The sequence below is a fragment of the Curtobacterium sp. 320 genome (genome assembly GCF_031455235.1).
Classification (GTDB): domain Bacteria; phylum Actinomycetota; class Actinomycetes; order Actinomycetales; family Microbacteriaceae; genus Curtobacterium.
The window spans coordinates 82,017-97,256 of the sequence record NZ_JAVDSI010000011.1; the positions used below are offsets into that span (position 1 = coordinate 82,017).

Below are 15,240 nucleotides of genomic sequence, written 5' to 3' on the forward strand. Positions count from 1 at the left end.
CCCCCGCGTTGGGGTACCCGGGTGGGTCGATGACTGCCTGGAGGCGCGGGTCGGCGCCGCCCCGCGCCTCCCGTCTGCACACGGGCGCGCCCACCCCGCACGGGCGCCCGACGCGGCGCTCAGCGCTTGCGGGGGGCGCCCGTGGAGCCGCGCACCACGAGCTGGGGCACGATGTCGATCGGCCGGAGGACGGCGTCGTCGTCGCCGGGCAGGAGCAGGTCCACGCACCGTCGGCCGAGTTCGGCGAAGTCCACCTGCACGGTCGTGAGCGGCGGCCAGAAGTGCTTCGCCTCGGGGATGTCGTCGTAGCCCACCACCGACAGGTCCCCGGGGACGTCGAGGCCGTACGAGCGTGCGGCGTGCACCACCCCGAGCGCCATCGCGTCGTTCGAGCAGAAGATCGCGGTGCAGTCCCGCCAGCGCAGGAGCTCCCGGCCGGCGTGGTACCCGAAGTCGGCGGACCAGTCGCCCAGGATCGGCGGGACGACGGGCATGTCGCGGTCGGACATCTCGCGCAGGAAGCCCTGCATCCGGGCGTCCGCCTCGATCCAGTCCTGGGGTCCGGCGATGTGCCGGACGTACTCGTGCCCGAGGTCGAGCAGGTGCGCCGTCGCGAGCCGGGCGCCCTCCATCTGGTCGACCCAGAGTGCGGTCGGGTCCTCGCCGACGCTCGAGCGCATCGTGACGTACGGCGTCCGGATCCCGAGCTCCTCGATCAGGTCGAACACCCGCTGCTGCGGCGCGATGACCACGATCCCCTCGACGTCCTGGTCGAGCAGGTGCCCGAGTCCGTCGCGGACGGCGGTGTCGGTCGGCTCGGCGATGTTCGCCGTCGTCACGGAGTACCCGCGGCTGACCGCGGCGTCCTCGATCGCCTGCATCGTCACCGCCGGCCCGTAGTGCGAGCGCTGCGCGGTGAGCACACCGATCGTTCGGGTCCGGCTGGTGACCAGTGCCCGTGCGGCACGGTTCGGCCGGTACTGCAGCTGCTCCATCGCCGCGAGGACACGGTCGCGGGTCTCGGCCCGGATCGCGTCCGAGTTGTTGAGCACCCGAGACACCGTCTGGTGGGACACACCGGCAACCCGCGCGACGTCGCGGATGCTGGGCGACCGCGGTTGCTGTGCCCGCGTCGACGCCATTGCTACTCGTTTCCTGCCCGGGGCCGTGGCACGCCCATGTGCACGTTCACATTCCGAGCCAGATCATTATGCACGCCTCGAGCGTCCACGCCACCTGAGCCGTCGCTGCCTGGCCGGGGACAGGACGTGCCTAGAGCCAGTTGCGCTTGCGGAAGATCGCCCAGAGCACGCCCATCAGGGCGAGCATCCCGAGGATCGCGACCGGGTAGCCGTACCGCCAGTGGAGTTCGGGCATGTGGTCGAAGTTCATCCCGTAGACCCCGGCGATGAGTCCCGGCGCGAAGAGGATCGCCGCCCACGAGGAGATCTTCTTGACCTCCTCGCCCTGCCGGTGCGCGGCGTGTGCGAGCTGGCGGCTCTCCTCGCCCTGCGCGAGGCTGGCGCTCGTCATGCGGCGCATCGCCTCGTTCTGCTCCTGCGACACCAGGGTCGCGTGCAGCGTCAGGGCGTTCTCGAGCAGGGCCCGGAACGAGTCCACCCGCTCGGTGACCCGCAGTGCGTGGTCGAGCACGTTCCGCAGGCGGTGCTGGACCTCGTCGTCGACGCCGTACTTGTCGGCGCCGCGGAGCAGCCCCTTCACCATCGCCGGAACCGGCTTCGTGGCGCGCTGGAAGGCCAGGACCTCGCTGAGGAGCTGGTAGATCCGCTTCGAGACGCCGGGGTCGACCTGCCCGGCGAACAGCTGGTCCTCGATGGCGTCGACGTGGTCCTGCAGGATCTCGACCACGGGGGCGTAGCCGTCGACGACCTCGTCGAGCACGGCGGCGGTGACGGCTTCGGAGCCCCGGGCGAGGAACTCCGGGTCGGCCTCGACCCGGGCACGGAGCGCCGCCAGGTCGGGACGCTCGGCGTGCCGGACGCTCACCACGAACCGGTCGCCGACGAACAGGTGCACCTCGCCGAACTCGACGGTCTCGGCAGTGGTGTCGAACCACGCCGGCCGGAGCACCAGGAAGAGCGTGTCGCCGTACCGCTCGAGCTTCGCGCGCTGGTGTCCCTTGCGGGCGTCCTCCACCGCGTTCTCGTGCAGGTCGAACTCGGTCGCGACGGCCTCGAGCTCGGTGTCGTCGGGGCGGAAGAGCCCGATCCAGGCGAGGTCGCCCCCGGTGGCGAGCGACAGGGTCGACGGTGACCCGACGCGACGTCCCTCGACGTAGATCGCGTTGTCGATCAGTGCCATGTGCGTGCTCCTCTCGGGAGCAGGCAGGCGCGAAGTGACCCCGGAGAGGTCCGGGGGAGGGGTTGCTCAGCGAACGGGCTCGGCGACGACCGTCAGGGGCGGCCGGCCCGATCGAGGATGGTCACCCGACATCGCGCCTCACCTGCCCTTCGTCGTCCGTGGGCTGCCCGTGCAGCCGACGCCCGACCCTACTCCGCCGGATCGGCGGGGCCAAGTGAACGAACGCTCACACGCCCCGGAACGGCGCCGAGTCTCGGCCCGGCGGACAGTTCCGTGGCGATCGGCGCGCGGATGTGTCCGCGGAGCCGAGTCTCGGGCTCGCCGCCGGGGCGGGGCCGGGCCGGCGGGGGTCAGCGGGTGATGTGCAGACCGGCCGTCGCGAGCTCGGTGAGCTGCCACCCGAGCCACGGGCTCCACGCGAACGGCGCACCGGCGACCGACTCGCGCAGCGCGGCCTCGGAGACCCAGGCGTACTCGGCGACCTCGTCGTCGGCCGGAGCCGGGACGTCGTCGGTGACCGCGCGGAAGACCGGGCAGACCTCGTTCTCGACGATCCCGGAGGCGTCGACTGCGCGGTACCGGAAGTCCGGCAGCACGAGCTCGACGTCGCGGACGGTGATGCCGAGTTCACGCGAGGCCCGTCGAGCGATCGCGTCCTCGAACGACTCGTCGGGACCGGGGTGGCCGCAGAACGTGTTCGTCCACACCCCGGGCCACGTCGTCTTGGACAGCGCACGACGGGTCACCAGGACGTCGCCGTCGGTGTTCCGCACGTGGCACGAGAAGGCCAGGTGGAGGGGCGTGTGGTCGGTGTGCACCGTGAACTTGTCCGCCGTACCGATCGGGGTACGGTCATCGGCCAGGAGCACCACGGATTCAGGGAAAGTCGTCATCTGCATCGATAGGTTAGGCCAATGAGCGAGGAAGCGGCCACCGTGGCGCACATCGACCTCGCGCTCGTCGACGACTGCCTCGAGCGCTTCTTCGCCGTGTCGTCGGCTCGCGCCGAGCGGTATGGACGACCGTCCGGGGAACTCTGGCGGGTGCTCCGCAAGGCGAGCATGGGCGGGAAGCGCTTCCGCCCGCGCATGGTCCTCACCGCCTACACCGGCCTCGGCGGCGACGACCTGCACGCGGCCGCGCACGTCGGTGCCGCGTACGAGCTGCTGCACACCGCGCTCGTCGTGCACGACGACGTCATCGACCGCGACTGGTCGCGCCGCGGCCAGCCGAACGTCGCCGGGTCCTTCCGCGACACCGGCACGACGGGCGGCCTGCCGCTGCCCACCGCCGAGCACCGCGGCATGAGCGCCGCGGTCATCGCCGGCGACCTGGCGCTCGCGGGCGCACCCCGGTTCATCGAGTCGGCCGGCGTCACGGGTGACCGACGTGCCCGACTGCTCGAGCTCCTCGACGAGGCCGTGTTCGCCAGCGCCGCGGGCGAGATGACCGACGTCGACCTCGCCCTCGGGGTGATGCCGACGGTGGATGAGGTCCTGCAGATGGAGCGTGCGAAGACGAGCGTGTACTCGTTCGAGGCGCCACTGCAGTCCGGTGCGGTGCTGGCCGGCGCCGCCGAACCGATCGTCGAGGCCCTCGGTGCCTTCGGCCGCGAGATCGGGATCGCCTACCAGATCGTCGACGACCTGCTGGGGGTCTTCGGCGACGAGGGCACGACCGGCAAGACCGTCCTCGGCGACCTGCGCGAGGGCAAGCGCACGATGCTGATCGCCCACGCCGCGACGACCGAGTGCTGGCCGGACATCGCGCCGTACCTCGGCGACCCGGACCTCAGCGAGGAGCGCGCGGCCGAACTCCGTGCGACCCTTGTCACCTGCGGCGCCCGGGCCGCCGCCGAATCGCGGATCGCCGAGCACACCGCACTCGCCCGTGCCGAGCTCGCCGGACTGCCGTACGACCTCGCCGACCGCCTGGAGGCCCTCGTGACCGAACTCGTGGAGCGCGCCCGGTGAGCCACAGCCGAACGGAGCCGCGTCCCACGACCCGGCTCCCGCTCTACGACGCCACGGCCGAGGCCGCGTCGGGCGTCGTCATCGACCGGTACTCGACGTCCTTCGGGCTCGCCAGTCGGCTGCTCACGAAGGACACGCGTGAGCACATCCGCAACGTGTACGCCCTCGTCCGGGTCGCCGACGAGGTCGTCGACGGGCCCGCGACCGAGGCCGGACTCGACCACGACCTCGCCCGGACGGTCCTCGACGAGCTCGAGGCCGACACCGAGCGGGCGATCGCGCTCGGCTTCTCCGTCAACCCGGTGGTGCATGCCTTCGCGCGGACCGCTCGGGTCACCGGGTTCGGCCCGGAGCTCACGCGGCCGTTCTTCGCCTCGATGCGGATGGACCTCGAGCGGACCGAGCACGACCAGGAGTCCTTCGACCGCTACGTGTACGGCTCGGCCGAGGTGGTGGGCCTGATGTGCCTGCGCGCGTTCGTCCACCGCGCCGGCCGGCCGACCTTCGACGGCACCGTGCTCGTCGACGGTGCCCGAGCGCTCGGTGCCGCGTTCCAGAAGGTGAACTTCCTGCGCGACCTGCACGCCGACTTCGAGGTGCTCGGCCGCTCCTACTTCCCGGGGGTCGACATCCGCAGCTTCGACGAAGCGACGAAGGACCGGCTGGTCGCCGACGTGCAGTCCGACCTCGACCGGGCCGCCCGCACCGTCCGGCTGCTGCCGGCCGACGCGCGGAACGCCGTCGGCCTGGCGCACGCGCTCTTCCAGGAGCTCAACGACCGCATCGCCGCCACGCCCGCTGACCGCCTGGTCACCACCCGGGTGCGCGTCCCGAACCCGGTGAAGGCCCGCCTGGCCGCGCAGGTGCTCGCCGGACGTGCGCCGCTGCGGTCGCGCGCGACCCACCACCGGACGGGAGGCACGGCGTGACCCCGCCCCGCGCCTCCAGTCCGAAGGACGCCGGCACCACGACCAGGCGCAAGGTGCCCGCCCGACGTGCCGTCGTCGTCGGCGGCGGCATCAGCGGACTCGCGTCCGCCGCCCTGCTCGCGCGGGACGGCTTCTCGGTGACCGTGCTCGAGCAGCGCGGGCAGCTCGGCGGCCGCGCCGGGTCGTGGGAGCAGGACGGCTTCCGGTTCGACACCGGCCCGTCCTGGTACCTCATGCCCGAGGTGTTCGACCACTTCTTCCAGCTGCTCGGCACCTCGGCCGACGCCGAACTCGACCTCGAGAAGCTCGACCCCGGGTACCGCGTGTACAGCGAGGGCTACGACGACCCGATCGACCTCCGTGCCGACAGGGAGGCGAACATCGCCCTGTTCGAGTCCGTCGAGCCGGGCGCCGGCAGACGGATGCGGAAGTACCTGGCCTCGTCCGAGGACACCTACGCGATGGCGATCCGCCGGTTCCTCTACACGACCTTCCAGGACCTCACGAAGCTCGCGGCCCCCGACGTCCTCCGACGGCTGCCGAAGCTCGCGCGCCTCCTCATCGAGCCGCTCTCCACCTTCGCCGAGTCCGCGGTCAAGGACCGCCGCCTGTGGCAGGTCCTCGGCTACCCGGCGGTCTTCCTCGGCACGAGCCCGTACGCGGCGCCGAGCATGTACCACCTCATGAGCCACCTCGACCTCGCCGACGGGGTGCTCTACCCGAAGGGCGGCATCACCGAGGTCATCTCCGCCGTCGAACGCGTCGCCCGCCGTGAGGGCGCGAAGATCATCGCCGGCGCCAAGGTCGAGCGCATCGTCGTCGAGGACGGCCACGTCACCGGTGTCGTCCACCGCGACCGCGCGGGTGCGCAGCACACGGCGCCCGCCGACCTCGTGGTGAGCGCCGCCGACCTCCGGCACACCGAGCTGCAGCTGCTCGACGCGGAGCACCGCACGTACCCCGCAGCACACTGGGCGAAGCGCGACCCGGGGCCGAGCGCCGTGCTCGTCTACCTCGGCGTCGACGGGCCCGTGCCGGGGCTGCTGCACCACACGCTGGTGTTCACCGAGGACTGGAAGGCGAACTTCGGTGCGATCTTCGGTGCCGACCGGCACGTCCCCGACCCGGCGTCGATCTACGTCTGCGCTCCGTCGGAGACCGACGCCTCGGTCGCCCCGCGGGGATCGAGCAACCTGTTCATCCTCGTGCCGCTGCCCGCCGACCTGTCGATCGGCAAGGGCGGCATCGACGGTGCCGGCGACTACGAGGTCGAGCGGATCGCCGACCGCGCCATCGACGTCGTCGCGGAGCGTGCCGGGGTGCCGGACCTCCGCGACCGGATCCGGGTCCGCCGGACGATCGGTCCCCGCGACTTCGCCGACGACTACAACGCCTGGAGCGGCTCGATGCTCGGGCCGGCGCACACCCTGAAGCAGAGCGCGTTCTTCCGCGAGAAGAACGCCTCGGCGAAGGTCGACGGGCTCTACTACGCCGGTGCCTCGACGATCCCGGGCATCGGGCTGCCGATGTGCCTGATCAGCGCCGAGGTGCTCCTCAAGCGCATCCACGGGGACACCAGCACCGAACCGCTCCCGGCACCGCTCCGGCGACCCGGCGCCACTGACTGATGCCCGGGCTCTACCTCGCCGGGCTGCTGGTGTCGCTCGTCGGCATGACCGTCCTCGACGCCCGGCTGCACCTGTTCTTCTGGCGGGCGCCGTGGCGTGCGGCGGCCGTGATGGTCGTCGGCGTCGCGTTCTTCCTGCTGTGGGACGTGCTCGGGGTCGCCCTCGGCATCTTCTTCATCGGGCCGCAGAACCTGCTGACCGGGGTCCTCCTCGCGCCGGACGTCCCGCTCGAGGAGCTCTTCTTCCTCCTGCTGCTCTGCTACACGACCATGAACCTGGTCGGCTTCGTGCAGCCCCTCGTCGCGCGGGGCCTGCGGCGGGCCGAGCGGAGCCGATCGTGACCGGCTCCGGCGCGTACGCCCTGCTCGCGCTGCCGTTCTTCGCCGCGGTCGCGGTGGTCGCCGTCGCCGCCGGGGTCGTCGCCGCACGACGTGCTCGTGCCCGGGGCCGCCGCGCACCGACCGGCCGGCGGATCGCCCTCGTGACCGGGCTCGTCGCCGGCATCGCGCTGCTCGTCATGACCATCGTGTTCGACAACGTCATCGTGACGCTGCGGATCGTGGCGTACGACCCGGCGCTCATCAGTGGTGCGAAGATCGGGGCGATCCCGGTCGAGGACCTCGCGTACTCGATCGCCGCGATCGTGCTGCTCCCCAGCCTGTGGGTCCTGTTCGACCGACCCACCCGGCCATCCCACGAAGAGGAACCGACCCGATGAACGCGAGCACCGCCTCCAGGCCGTCGACCCTGCGCGCCCTGTTCGTGTCGTCCCGGCCGATCAGCTGGGTGAACACCGCCTACCCGTTCGGCGCCGCGTACCTGCTCGGCAGCGGGGTCGGCGTCGAGGGCGGCGGCGGGTTCTCGCTCGTCGCGTTCCTCGTCGGCGTCGTGTACTTCCTCGTGCCCTACAACCTGGCGATGTACGGCATCAACGACGTCTTCGACTACGAGTCCGACCTGCGGAACCCGCGCAAGGGCGGGGTCGAGGGTGCCCTGCTCGACAAGAGCGTGCACCGCACCACGCTGTGGGCCGTCGTCGTCACGAACGTGCCGTTCCTGGTCGCGCTCGTCGTGCTCGGCGCGGTGTCCGGCAACGGGCCGTGGTCGTGGCTCGTCCTCGCGATCAGCGTGTTCGCCGTCATCGCCTACTCGGCACCGGGGCTGCGCTTCAAGGAGAAGCCGTTCCTCGACTCGCTCACGTCGAGCACCCACTTCGTGTCGCCGGCGATCTACGGCCTGGCGCTCGCCGGCCCGCACTGGACCGGGCAGCTCGTCGCCGTGTGCGTGGCGTTCTTCCTGTGGGGCGTGGCGTCGCACGCGTTCGGCGCCGTGCAGGACGTCCTCGCCGACCGGGCCGGTGGGATCGGCTCCGTGGCGACCGTCATCGGTGCCCGCGCCACCGTGCGCCTGGCGTTCGTGGCGTACCTCGTCGCCGGTGTCGCACTGCTGTTCTCGGCGTTCCCTGGTCCGATCGCCGCGATCGTCGTCGTGCCGTACGCCCTCAACGTGCTGCCGTGGTGGAACGTCACCGACGCGGGCGCCGAGTCCGCGAACGCCGGGTGGAAGCGGTTCCTCTGGATCAACTACCTCGCCGGGTTCATCGTGACGATGGCACTCATCGCGTACGCGTTCACGCACTGACCCGTGCCCTGACAGACTGGACGCACGCGCCGCGGGAGTCGTGGGGCGCCAGCCACGAAGGAGTGCACGCATGACGGTCCGGATCATCCACGTCGGTCTCGGAGGGTGGGGCGGCAACTGGGCCCGCACCGCCATCCCGGAGGTCACCGAAGTGGAGGTGGTCGGGATCGTCGACCCGGTCCCGGCGACACTGGACGCCGTGCGTTCGGACCTCGGCCTGCCCGAGTCGGCGGCGTTCGCGTCCCTCACCGAGGCGCTCGCCGGGGTCGAAGCCGATGCCGTCGTGATCACCGCCCCCGCCGTGACGCACGTGCCGCTCGCCCTCGAGGCGCTCGAGGCCGGCAAGCACGTCCTCGTCGAGAAGCCCTTCGCCAACACCACGGACGAGGCCGTCACCGCAGTCCGTCGTGCCGAGGAGCTCGGGCTCGTGCTGCAGGTCAGCCAGAACTACCGCTGGTACCCCGCACCCCGGGTCGTGCAGGACCTGCTCGCCGCGAGCACCGTCGGCGAGCTCTCGGCGATCAACGTCGACTTCCGGCAGTGGGACAACGACCTCGCGTTCGAGGAGCACCCGCACTACCGGTTCCCGCACGCGATGATCAACGACATGGCGATCCACCACTTCGACCTCCTCCGGATGATCACCGGTCGCGAGGCCGTCCGGGTGTTCGCGAAGTCGTCGTACCCGTCGTACAGCAAGTACCAGGACGAAGCCGTCGCCTCGATGATCATCGAGCTCGACGACGGCCTCGTGGTCAGCTACCGCGGCAGCTGGCTCTCGCGCGGCCCCCGGACGGCTTGGGCGGGCGAGTGGAGCATCCAGGGCGAGGACGGCGAACTGTGGTTCACGAGCCGCTCGGGGGAGCCGAACGCGGTGGCCGGGGACCGCGTGACGGTCCGCCGGACGCAGGACGACGAGGCTGAGGCGGTCGAGCTGCCGACGATGGCGCACACCGACCGGCAGGGCGGGCTGCAGGCGTTCGCGCGCTCGGTGTCCGGTGGTCCCGCGCCGGCGACGAGCGGTCGCGACAACCTGCGGAGCCTCGCGCTCATGGAGGCGGCGGGCCGCTCCGCGGCGTCCGGCCTGCCCGAGGACGTCGTCGTCCCGTCCTGACGCCCGGCGGTCCGGCTTCGCGAAAGCGACAGTCTGCCGCCGCGGTCCCGCGGCACCCTGTCGCTTCCGCGGCACAGACGACGGGCCGGCCCACGGATCTGTCGCTCCGGCGGCACGGACTGGAGGCGCGGTGCGGGCCCGACCCGCGCCTCCCGGCCGCCGTCCGGTCGCGCTCCCGCCCCGCGAAAGCGACGGTCTGCCGTCGCGTTCCCGCGGCACCCTGTCGCTTTCGCGACACGGACGGCGGGCCGGCCCGCGGATCTGTCGCTTTCGCGACACCGACACCGACACCGGCACCGGCCCCGGCACCGGCGGCACGCCGCCGGCCGCGTCCGCCGTGCGCGGGACACGCCCGGGGCTGGACACGACCCCGGCCCGAGCGTGTACGAAATGGGGAATGGCCAAGGACAGTCTCCCCGAGCTCGAACTCGCGAACGTCCGCACACGTGAGGGCATCACGGACACCGTGACCGAGATCCGTCGTCGTGCGGACATCCCGGCGCGCACCCGCCTGGCGATCGCGAAGACCAAGCAGCGCTGGCACCGCGACCCCACCCCGCTCGTGGCGATGGGCGTGACCGCTGCAGCGGGTGTCGCGGCGATCGTCGTCGGCATCGCGATCCGCAACAACCCCGCCGGCCACCTCGCCGAGCCGCCCGCGTCGTCGGCCTTCACCGCGCTGCTGCCGTTCGGGGCCCGTGGTGGCGACGGCCCGGGCGCCGCCGAGCAGAGCCAGCCCGGACGCAAGGGGCGCAAGGCCCGTGCGAAGGCCGCCGAGGAGTCGCTCGAACGCGACCCGCAGCACCGCGCACGCGTCAAGCAGCGTGCCGGCATCGCCGCGGTCCAGCGCCGGGCGACGAAGAACCGCAAGCAGGCCGCCAAGCGTTCGAAGCAGGCACTGAAGGCGAGGGGGTAGTCCCGTGGCACGCGAGCAGCACAAGCCCGAACCCGACGACCCCCGCAAGCCCGACAGCCCGGCGGACCTCACCAAGCCCACGCTGGTCTACACGCTGAAGAAGACGCTCCGCGAGTTCTCCAGCGACCAGTGCACCGACCTCGCCGCGAGCCTGACCTACTACACCGTGCTCGCGCTCTTCCCCGGTCTGCTGGCCGTCGTGTCGATCCTCGGGCTCGTGTCCGACCCGAAGAAGACGATCGACACGCTGCTCGACCTCGTGAACAACATCGGGGGCAAACAGGTCGTCAGCCTGCTCCGGGACCCCATCGAAGGACTCGTCCGCTCGCCCGCGGCGCCGATCACGTTCATCATCGGTGTCGTCGGTGCGCTCTGGTCGGCCTCCGGGTACGTCGGCGCGTTCGGCCGCGCGATGAACCGGATCTACAACGTCCGCGAGGGGCGTCCGATCTGGAAGCTCCGCCCGACCATGCTCGGTGTCACGCTCTTCACCGTCGTCCTGCTCGTCCTCGGCCTGCTCGCGCTCGTGTCCGGCCCGCTCGCCCGCAGCTTCGGCGACGTGATCGGCCTCGGCGACGCCGCCGCGACGGTCCTGAGCATCGTGCAGTGGCCGATCCTGCTCGTCATCGCGATCATCGTCGTCGCGGTGCTCTACTACTGGGCGCCGAACGTCAAGCAGCCGAAGTTCCGGTGGGTGAGCGGCGGGTCGATCCTGGCCATCCTGATCCTCATCGTCGCCAGCGTCGGGTTCGGCTTCTACGTCGGGAACTTCTCGAACTACAACGCCACGTACGGATCCCTCGGTGGCGTGATCGTCTTCCTGCTGTGGGTGTGGATCACGAACAACGCGCTGCTCTTCGGCGCGGAGTTCGACGCCGAGCTCGAGCGTGGACGGCAGCTGCAGGCCGGCATCCGTGCGGAGGAGGACATCCAGCTGCCCGAACGCGACACCCGGCAGATCGAGAAGCAGGACGAGAAGCGCGCGCAGGACGTCCTCGACGGCATCAAGATCCGCGAGGACGCCGACCGCCGCTGACGGGACATTCCCGGTCGGGGTCGCTACGGTTCGCCCGTGCCGTCCTTCCTCGAGGGGCTCCCGTTCTGGTGGCTGGTCCTCGCGCTCTTCGTCGTGGTGGTCTGCCGCGCGCAGGCGACCTACTGGCTGGCACGGCTCGCGGTCACCGGCGCGGCGCGGTCCCGCTGGGGCCGCTGGCTCGACTCGGCGGCGGTCCGACGGGGTTCTGCGTTGCTCGACCGCTGGGGGCTGCCCGTCGTCACGGTCAGCTTCCTCACCGTGGGGCTGCAGACGATCATGAACGCGGCCGCCGGCATCGCCCGGGTGCCGTGGTGGCGGTACACGATCGCGATGGTCCCGGGGTGCGTGGCGTGGGCGTTCGTGTACGCGACGGTGGGGATCGCGCTGTTCTGGGCGGTGCTCGCGGCCTTCGCGGGGTCGCCGTGGGGCGTGATCGTGCTCGTCGTGCTGGCGGCGGCCGCCTCGGTCGCCGTGTGGACGGTCCGGCGTCGTCGCCGTCTCGCCGCGGACACGTCCCGGGTCTGACGGCCAGGAGGCGCGGTGTCGGCCCGCCCCGCGGCCGTCGTCCGGTTCTCCACAGTCCAGGAGGCGCGGTGCCAGCTCGCCCCGCGGCTTCCGTAGGGTGGTGCGCATGACCGACACCGCGCCTCCCGTCCGTCCGACCGCACTCGTCACGGGCGCGACCCGTGGGATCGGCCGGGCCATCGCGCTCGACCTGGGACGCACGCACCACGTGCTCGTCGGCGGCCGGACCGCCGCCGCCGTGGACGCGCTCGTCGCCGAGCTGCCCAGCGCGTCGCCGTTCGTGGGCGACCTCGGCGCGGGCGAGTTCCCGCCGCTGCCGGAGCGCCTCGACGTCCTCGTGCACTCCGCCGGGGTCGAGCAGGGCACGACCGTCGCGGACACCCCGCGCGAGGTGTGGGAGCAGGTCTTCGCCACGAACGTGTTCGCGGTCGCCGAGCTGACGCGGCTCGCCCTCCCGGCCCTCCGCGCGGCGCGGGGCATCGTCGTGCCGATCAACAGCGGGTCCGGGTTCCACTCCGGCCCCGGCGGTGGCGTGTACGCGGCGTCGAAGTTCGCGCTGCGGGCGTTCGCCGATGCCCTGCGGGAAGAAGAACGGGCGAACGGCGTCCGGGTGTCGAGCGTGCACCCGGGCCGGACGGACTCGGACATGCAGCGGGCGCTGACCGAGAAGCTCGGCGAGAACTACGACACCGACTACTACCTCGCGCCCTCGGACGTTGCCGACGCCGTCCGGACCGTCGTCGACCTGCCGGAGCGGGGCACGATCGAGTCGCTGGCGATCCGGCCGACGCGGCGGCGCTGACCCGCTGCGTCCAGGGGCGGGTCACCTGAGCTCGATCCTCGTGGTGAGGTCGAGGCGGTCGAGGAACGTCTCGTCGTGACTGACCACGACGAGGGCTCCCCGGTACGCCCGGAGCGCGTCCACGAGCTGGTCGACACTCGTCACGTCGAGGTCGTTCGTCGGCTCGTCGAGCACCAGCAGCTGCGGCGGCGGATCCGCGAGCACGAGGCTCGCCAGCGCCACTCGGAACCGCTCCCCGCCCGAGAGCGCGCCGGCCGGGCGGTCGACGGTGTCCCCACGGACCAGGAACTTCGCCAGCCGGTTCCGCACCTCCGCCGGCGGGACGTGCGGGGCATCCCGCCGGACGTTCTCGAGCACCGACAGCGCGTCGTCGAGTGAGTCCTTCCGCTGCGGCAGGTAGCCGATGCGGTCGACGTGGGGGACCGCAGCCGTGTCGGGCAACGGGTGCGCCCGCGCGCCGGGGACCCCGACGAGCTGCTCGAGCAGCGTCGTCTTGCCGACGCCGTTGTCCCCGGCGACGGCGATGCGTTCCGGGCCCTGCACGATCGTCCTCCGCCCGCGCAGCGTGATGGTCGCGATCTGCCGCGATGCCGGCACGTCCGGGTCGGGGAGCGTCACGTGGATGGACTCGTCGACGCGCAACCGTCCCTCCGCCTCGCGCTTGGTGGCGAGTGCGGCGGCCTCGTCCTCGGCGTACCCGGTACGGAGCCGCCCGGCGGTCTGTTCGCCGCGCTTCCGCATCTCGTTCGCGAAGATCTTCGGCATCCCCTCGGCGGCCTTCGCCCCGGACCGGGCCCGACGGGCGATCTTCGTCTCGGCCTCGATGCGCTGCCGCTTCTCGGTGCGGTGTCGCTGCTCGGCGACCCGGACCTCGCGTTCGACGGCGGCCTGCTGCACCGCGAGGTGCTCCTCGAAGGCGCTGAAGGTCCCGCCGAACACGGTCATGCCGCCCGCGCGGAGCTCGGCGACCTCGTCGACGTGTTCCAGGAGCTCGCGATCGTGGCTGACGACGACGAGGGTGCCCGGCCAGTCGTCGACCATGTCGAGCAACATGCTTCGCGCACGGCGGTCGAGGTTGTTCGTCGGCTCGTCGAGGAACGCGATCGGGAGCCCCCGCAGCCGGATGCCGGCGACCGCCACGAGGACGGCCTGGCCTCCGGACAGGGTGCTCACCGGACGCTCGAGGTCGGCGCCGAGGCCGATGCCGTCGAGCGCCGCAGCCGTACGTTCCTCGAGGTCCCAGTCGTCGCCCACGGCGTCGAAGTGCTCCGGAGCGGCGTCACCGCCGAGGATCGCGCGGAGGGCCGTCAGGGTCGGACGGATGCGCAGGAGGTCGGCGACCGCGTCGTCGTTCTGCGGTTGCAGGCGTTGCGGCAGGTGGTCGACGGGGCCGGATGTCGTGATGGTGCCCGACGTGGGGTGGAGCCGACCCGTGACCAGCCGGACGAGGGTCGACTTGCCGGCACCGTTCCTCCCGACCAGGCCGGTCCGGCCACGGCCGAAGGCGGTGGTGAGGTGGCTCAGCGCGACGGTGCCGTCGGGCCAGGCGAAACTGAGGTCGTTCAGGACGACGGACGGATTGATGGGCATACGGGTGCCTCCCCGGTGGTCGATGCTGGGCGCACGACACCGGACCCGCCACGGGAGGGCGGAGCGCCCGACGGGGCGCGACGATCACGGTGTCAGCGCGAGGGCTGAGCAGATCCGGTGATCGACAGCAATTCGTCCACTTCCGTCGGGGAGCCCTGCGTGACCGCCACCCGCACCGCCGGTCGGTCGTCCCGCACCGGTGGCCTCGCGATGACGACGAGGACCCGCCCACGGTACGCCGGGAGTCTCGCGCCGCGCAAGGCCCTCGAGCCGTGACAGGCTGGGGGCATGCCGGAGAACCTGCTGCCGAACCCGACCGCGAACCCCGAGACGCTCTTGCCCGCCGAGCCGGAGGTGACCGCCGCCCTCGCCGCCGACGCCCCCGTCGCGAGCGTCGTCGTGTCGCACCCGGCGTCGAGCCTGGCGTGGGCACTGCTCGCCGACGAGGCGTGGGAGCGTGGGGCGACCCTCGAGTCCTACGCCTACGCGCGGGTGGGGTACCACCGAGGGCTCGATGCGCTGCGGAAGGCGGGGTGGCGCGGTGCCGGGCCGGTGCCGTGGTCGCACGAGCCGAACCGGGGCGTGCTGCGGGCGCTGTTCGCGTTGCGGCGGGCGGCTTCGGCGATCGAGGAGCCGGGCGAGCCCGAGCGGCTGACGGAGTTCCTCGACGCGTCCGACCCGGCGGCGATCCCGGCGCTGAGCGCGTAGAGCGCCCCGCGCCCCGCGGCCCGCGCGCTCGCGCTGGCGCGCCCGGCCGTCGCACA

Annotated in this window: 16 protein-coding genes; 12 read left to right on the forward strand and 4 right to left on the reverse strand. The window is 72.1% G+C overall.

Annotated elements, in window-relative coordinates; all coding sequences use genetic code 11:
- Nucleotides 1-119 precede the first annotated feature (119 nt).
- From J2X60_RS14535 to idi, 3 genes are all read right to left on the reverse strand, one after another.
- Nucleotides 120-1,142: a LacI family DNA-binding transcriptional regulator gene (locus tag J2X60_RS14535; protein ID WP_070417111.1), complete on the reverse strand. Its 1,023-nt coding sequence runs from the start codon at nt 1,140-1,142 to the stop codon at nt 120-122.
- 130 nt (nt 1,143-1,272) lie between these two features.
- Entirely contained in the window at nt 1,273-2,322 is a 1,050-nt protein-coding gene (locus tag J2X60_RS14540; RefSeq protein ID WP_309888432.1) for a magnesium and cobalt transport protein CorA, read from the reverse strand.
- A gap of 350 nt (nt 2,323-2,672) precedes the next feature.
- Entirely contained in the window at nt 2,673-3,215 is a 543-nt protein-coding gene (gene idi / locus J2X60_RS14545; protein WP_309888434.1) for an isopentenyl-diphosphate Delta-isomerase, read from the reverse strand.
- A gap of 21 nt (nt 3,216-3,236) precedes the next feature.
- Between idi and J2X60_RS14550 the strand changes: the two genes are divergently transcribed.
- From J2X60_RS14550 to J2X60_RS14600, 11 genes are all read left to right on the forward strand, one after another.
- The gene (locus J2X60_RS14550) at nt 3,237-4,295 is read left to right on the forward strand and encodes a polyprenyl synthetase family protein (protein ID WP_071303425.1); all 1,059 of its coding nucleotides are present in this window, start codon (nt 3,237-3,239) and stop codon (nt 4,293-4,295) included.
- Nucleotides 4,292-5,224: a phytoene/squalene synthase family protein gene (locus J2X60_RS14555; RefSeq protein ID WP_071294387.1), complete on the forward strand. Its 933-nt coding sequence runs from the start codon at nt 4,292-4,294 to the stop codon at nt 5,222-5,224. The genes J2X60_RS14550 and J2X60_RS14555 overlap by 4 nt, the downstream gene beginning before the upstream one ends.
- Entirely contained in the window at nt 5,221-6,852 is a 1,632-nt protein-coding gene (crtI, locus tag J2X60_RS14560; protein ID WP_309888437.1) for a phytoene desaturase family protein, read from the forward strand. Before J2X60_RS14555 ends, crtI begins: the two co-directional genes overlap by 4 nt.
- Nucleotides 6,852-7,193 (forward strand): lycopene cyclase domain-containing protein, encoded by a 342-nt coding sequence (locus J2X60_RS14565; RefSeq protein WP_070417106.1) that lies wholly within the window; start codon nt 6,852-6,854, stop codon nt 7,191-7,193. Before crtI ends, J2X60_RS14565 begins: the two co-directional genes overlap by 1 nt.
- The gene (locus tag J2X60_RS14570; RefSeq protein WP_071294389.1) at nt 7,190-7,570 is read left to right on the forward strand and encodes a lycopene cyclase domain-containing protein; all 381 of its coding nucleotides are present in this window, start codon (nt 7,190-7,192) and stop codon (nt 7,568-7,570) included. Before J2X60_RS14565 ends, J2X60_RS14570 begins: the two co-directional genes overlap by 4 nt.
- Entirely contained in the window at nt 7,567-8,493 is a 927-nt protein-coding gene (locus J2X60_RS14575) for a prenyltransferase (RefSeq protein ID WP_070417104.1), read from the forward strand. The genes J2X60_RS14570 and J2X60_RS14575 overlap by 4 nt, the downstream gene beginning before the upstream one ends.
- Nucleotides 8,494-8,563: 70 nt before the next feature.
- Nucleotides 8,564-9,607 carry a Gfo/Idh/MocA family protein gene (locus J2X60_RS14580; RefSeq protein WP_070417103.1) on the forward strand — a complete coding sequence of 348 codons (1,044 nt, stop codon included), beginning with the start codon at nt 8,564-8,566 and terminating at the stop codon, nt 9,605-9,607.
- 397 nt (nt 9,608-10,004) lie between these two features.
- Nucleotides 10,005-10,523, forward strand: coding sequence for a hypothetical protein (locus J2X60_RS14585; RefSeq protein ID WP_070417102.1), 519 nt, complete (start codon nt 10,005-10,007; stop codon nt 10,521-10,523).
- A gap of 4 nt (nt 10,524-10,527) precedes the next feature.
- Nucleotides 10,528-11,559, forward strand: coding sequence for a YihY/virulence factor BrkB family protein (locus J2X60_RS14590; RefSeq protein WP_309778242.1), 1,032 nt, complete (start codon nt 10,528-10,530; stop codon nt 11,557-11,559).
- Between the two features lie 36 nt (nt 11,560-11,595).
- Nucleotides 11,596-12,084, forward strand: a complete 489-nt coding sequence (locus tag J2X60_RS14595; RefSeq protein ID WP_309778243.1) for a VTT domain-containing protein — start codon at nt 11,596-11,598, stop codon at nt 12,082-12,084.
- 106 nt (nt 12,085-12,190) lie between these two features.
- A complete protein-coding gene (locus J2X60_RS14600) occupies nt 12,191-12,886 on the forward strand; it encodes an SDR family oxidoreductase (protein ID WP_309888443.1) in 696 nt (231 codons plus the stop codon).
- A 21-nt stretch (nt 12,887-12,907) separates the two neighbouring features.
- Here the strand turns inward: J2X60_RS14600 and J2X60_RS14605 are convergent, their stop codons facing one another.
- Nucleotides 12,908-14,476 carry an ABC-F family ATP-binding cassette domain-containing protein gene (locus tag J2X60_RS14605; protein WP_309888445.1) on the reverse strand — a complete coding sequence of 523 codons (1,569 nt, stop codon included), beginning with the start codon at nt 14,474-14,476 and terminating at the stop codon, nt 12,908-12,910.
- A gap of 288 nt (nt 14,477-14,764) precedes the next feature.
- Between J2X60_RS14605 and J2X60_RS14610 the strand changes: the two genes are divergently transcribed.
- Nucleotides 14,765-15,184, forward strand: coding sequence for a DUF3151 domain-containing protein (locus J2X60_RS14610; protein WP_071294394.1), 420 nt, complete (start codon nt 14,765-14,767; stop codon nt 15,182-15,184).
- The last annotated feature ends 56 nt before the right edge of the window (nt 15,185-15,240 follow it).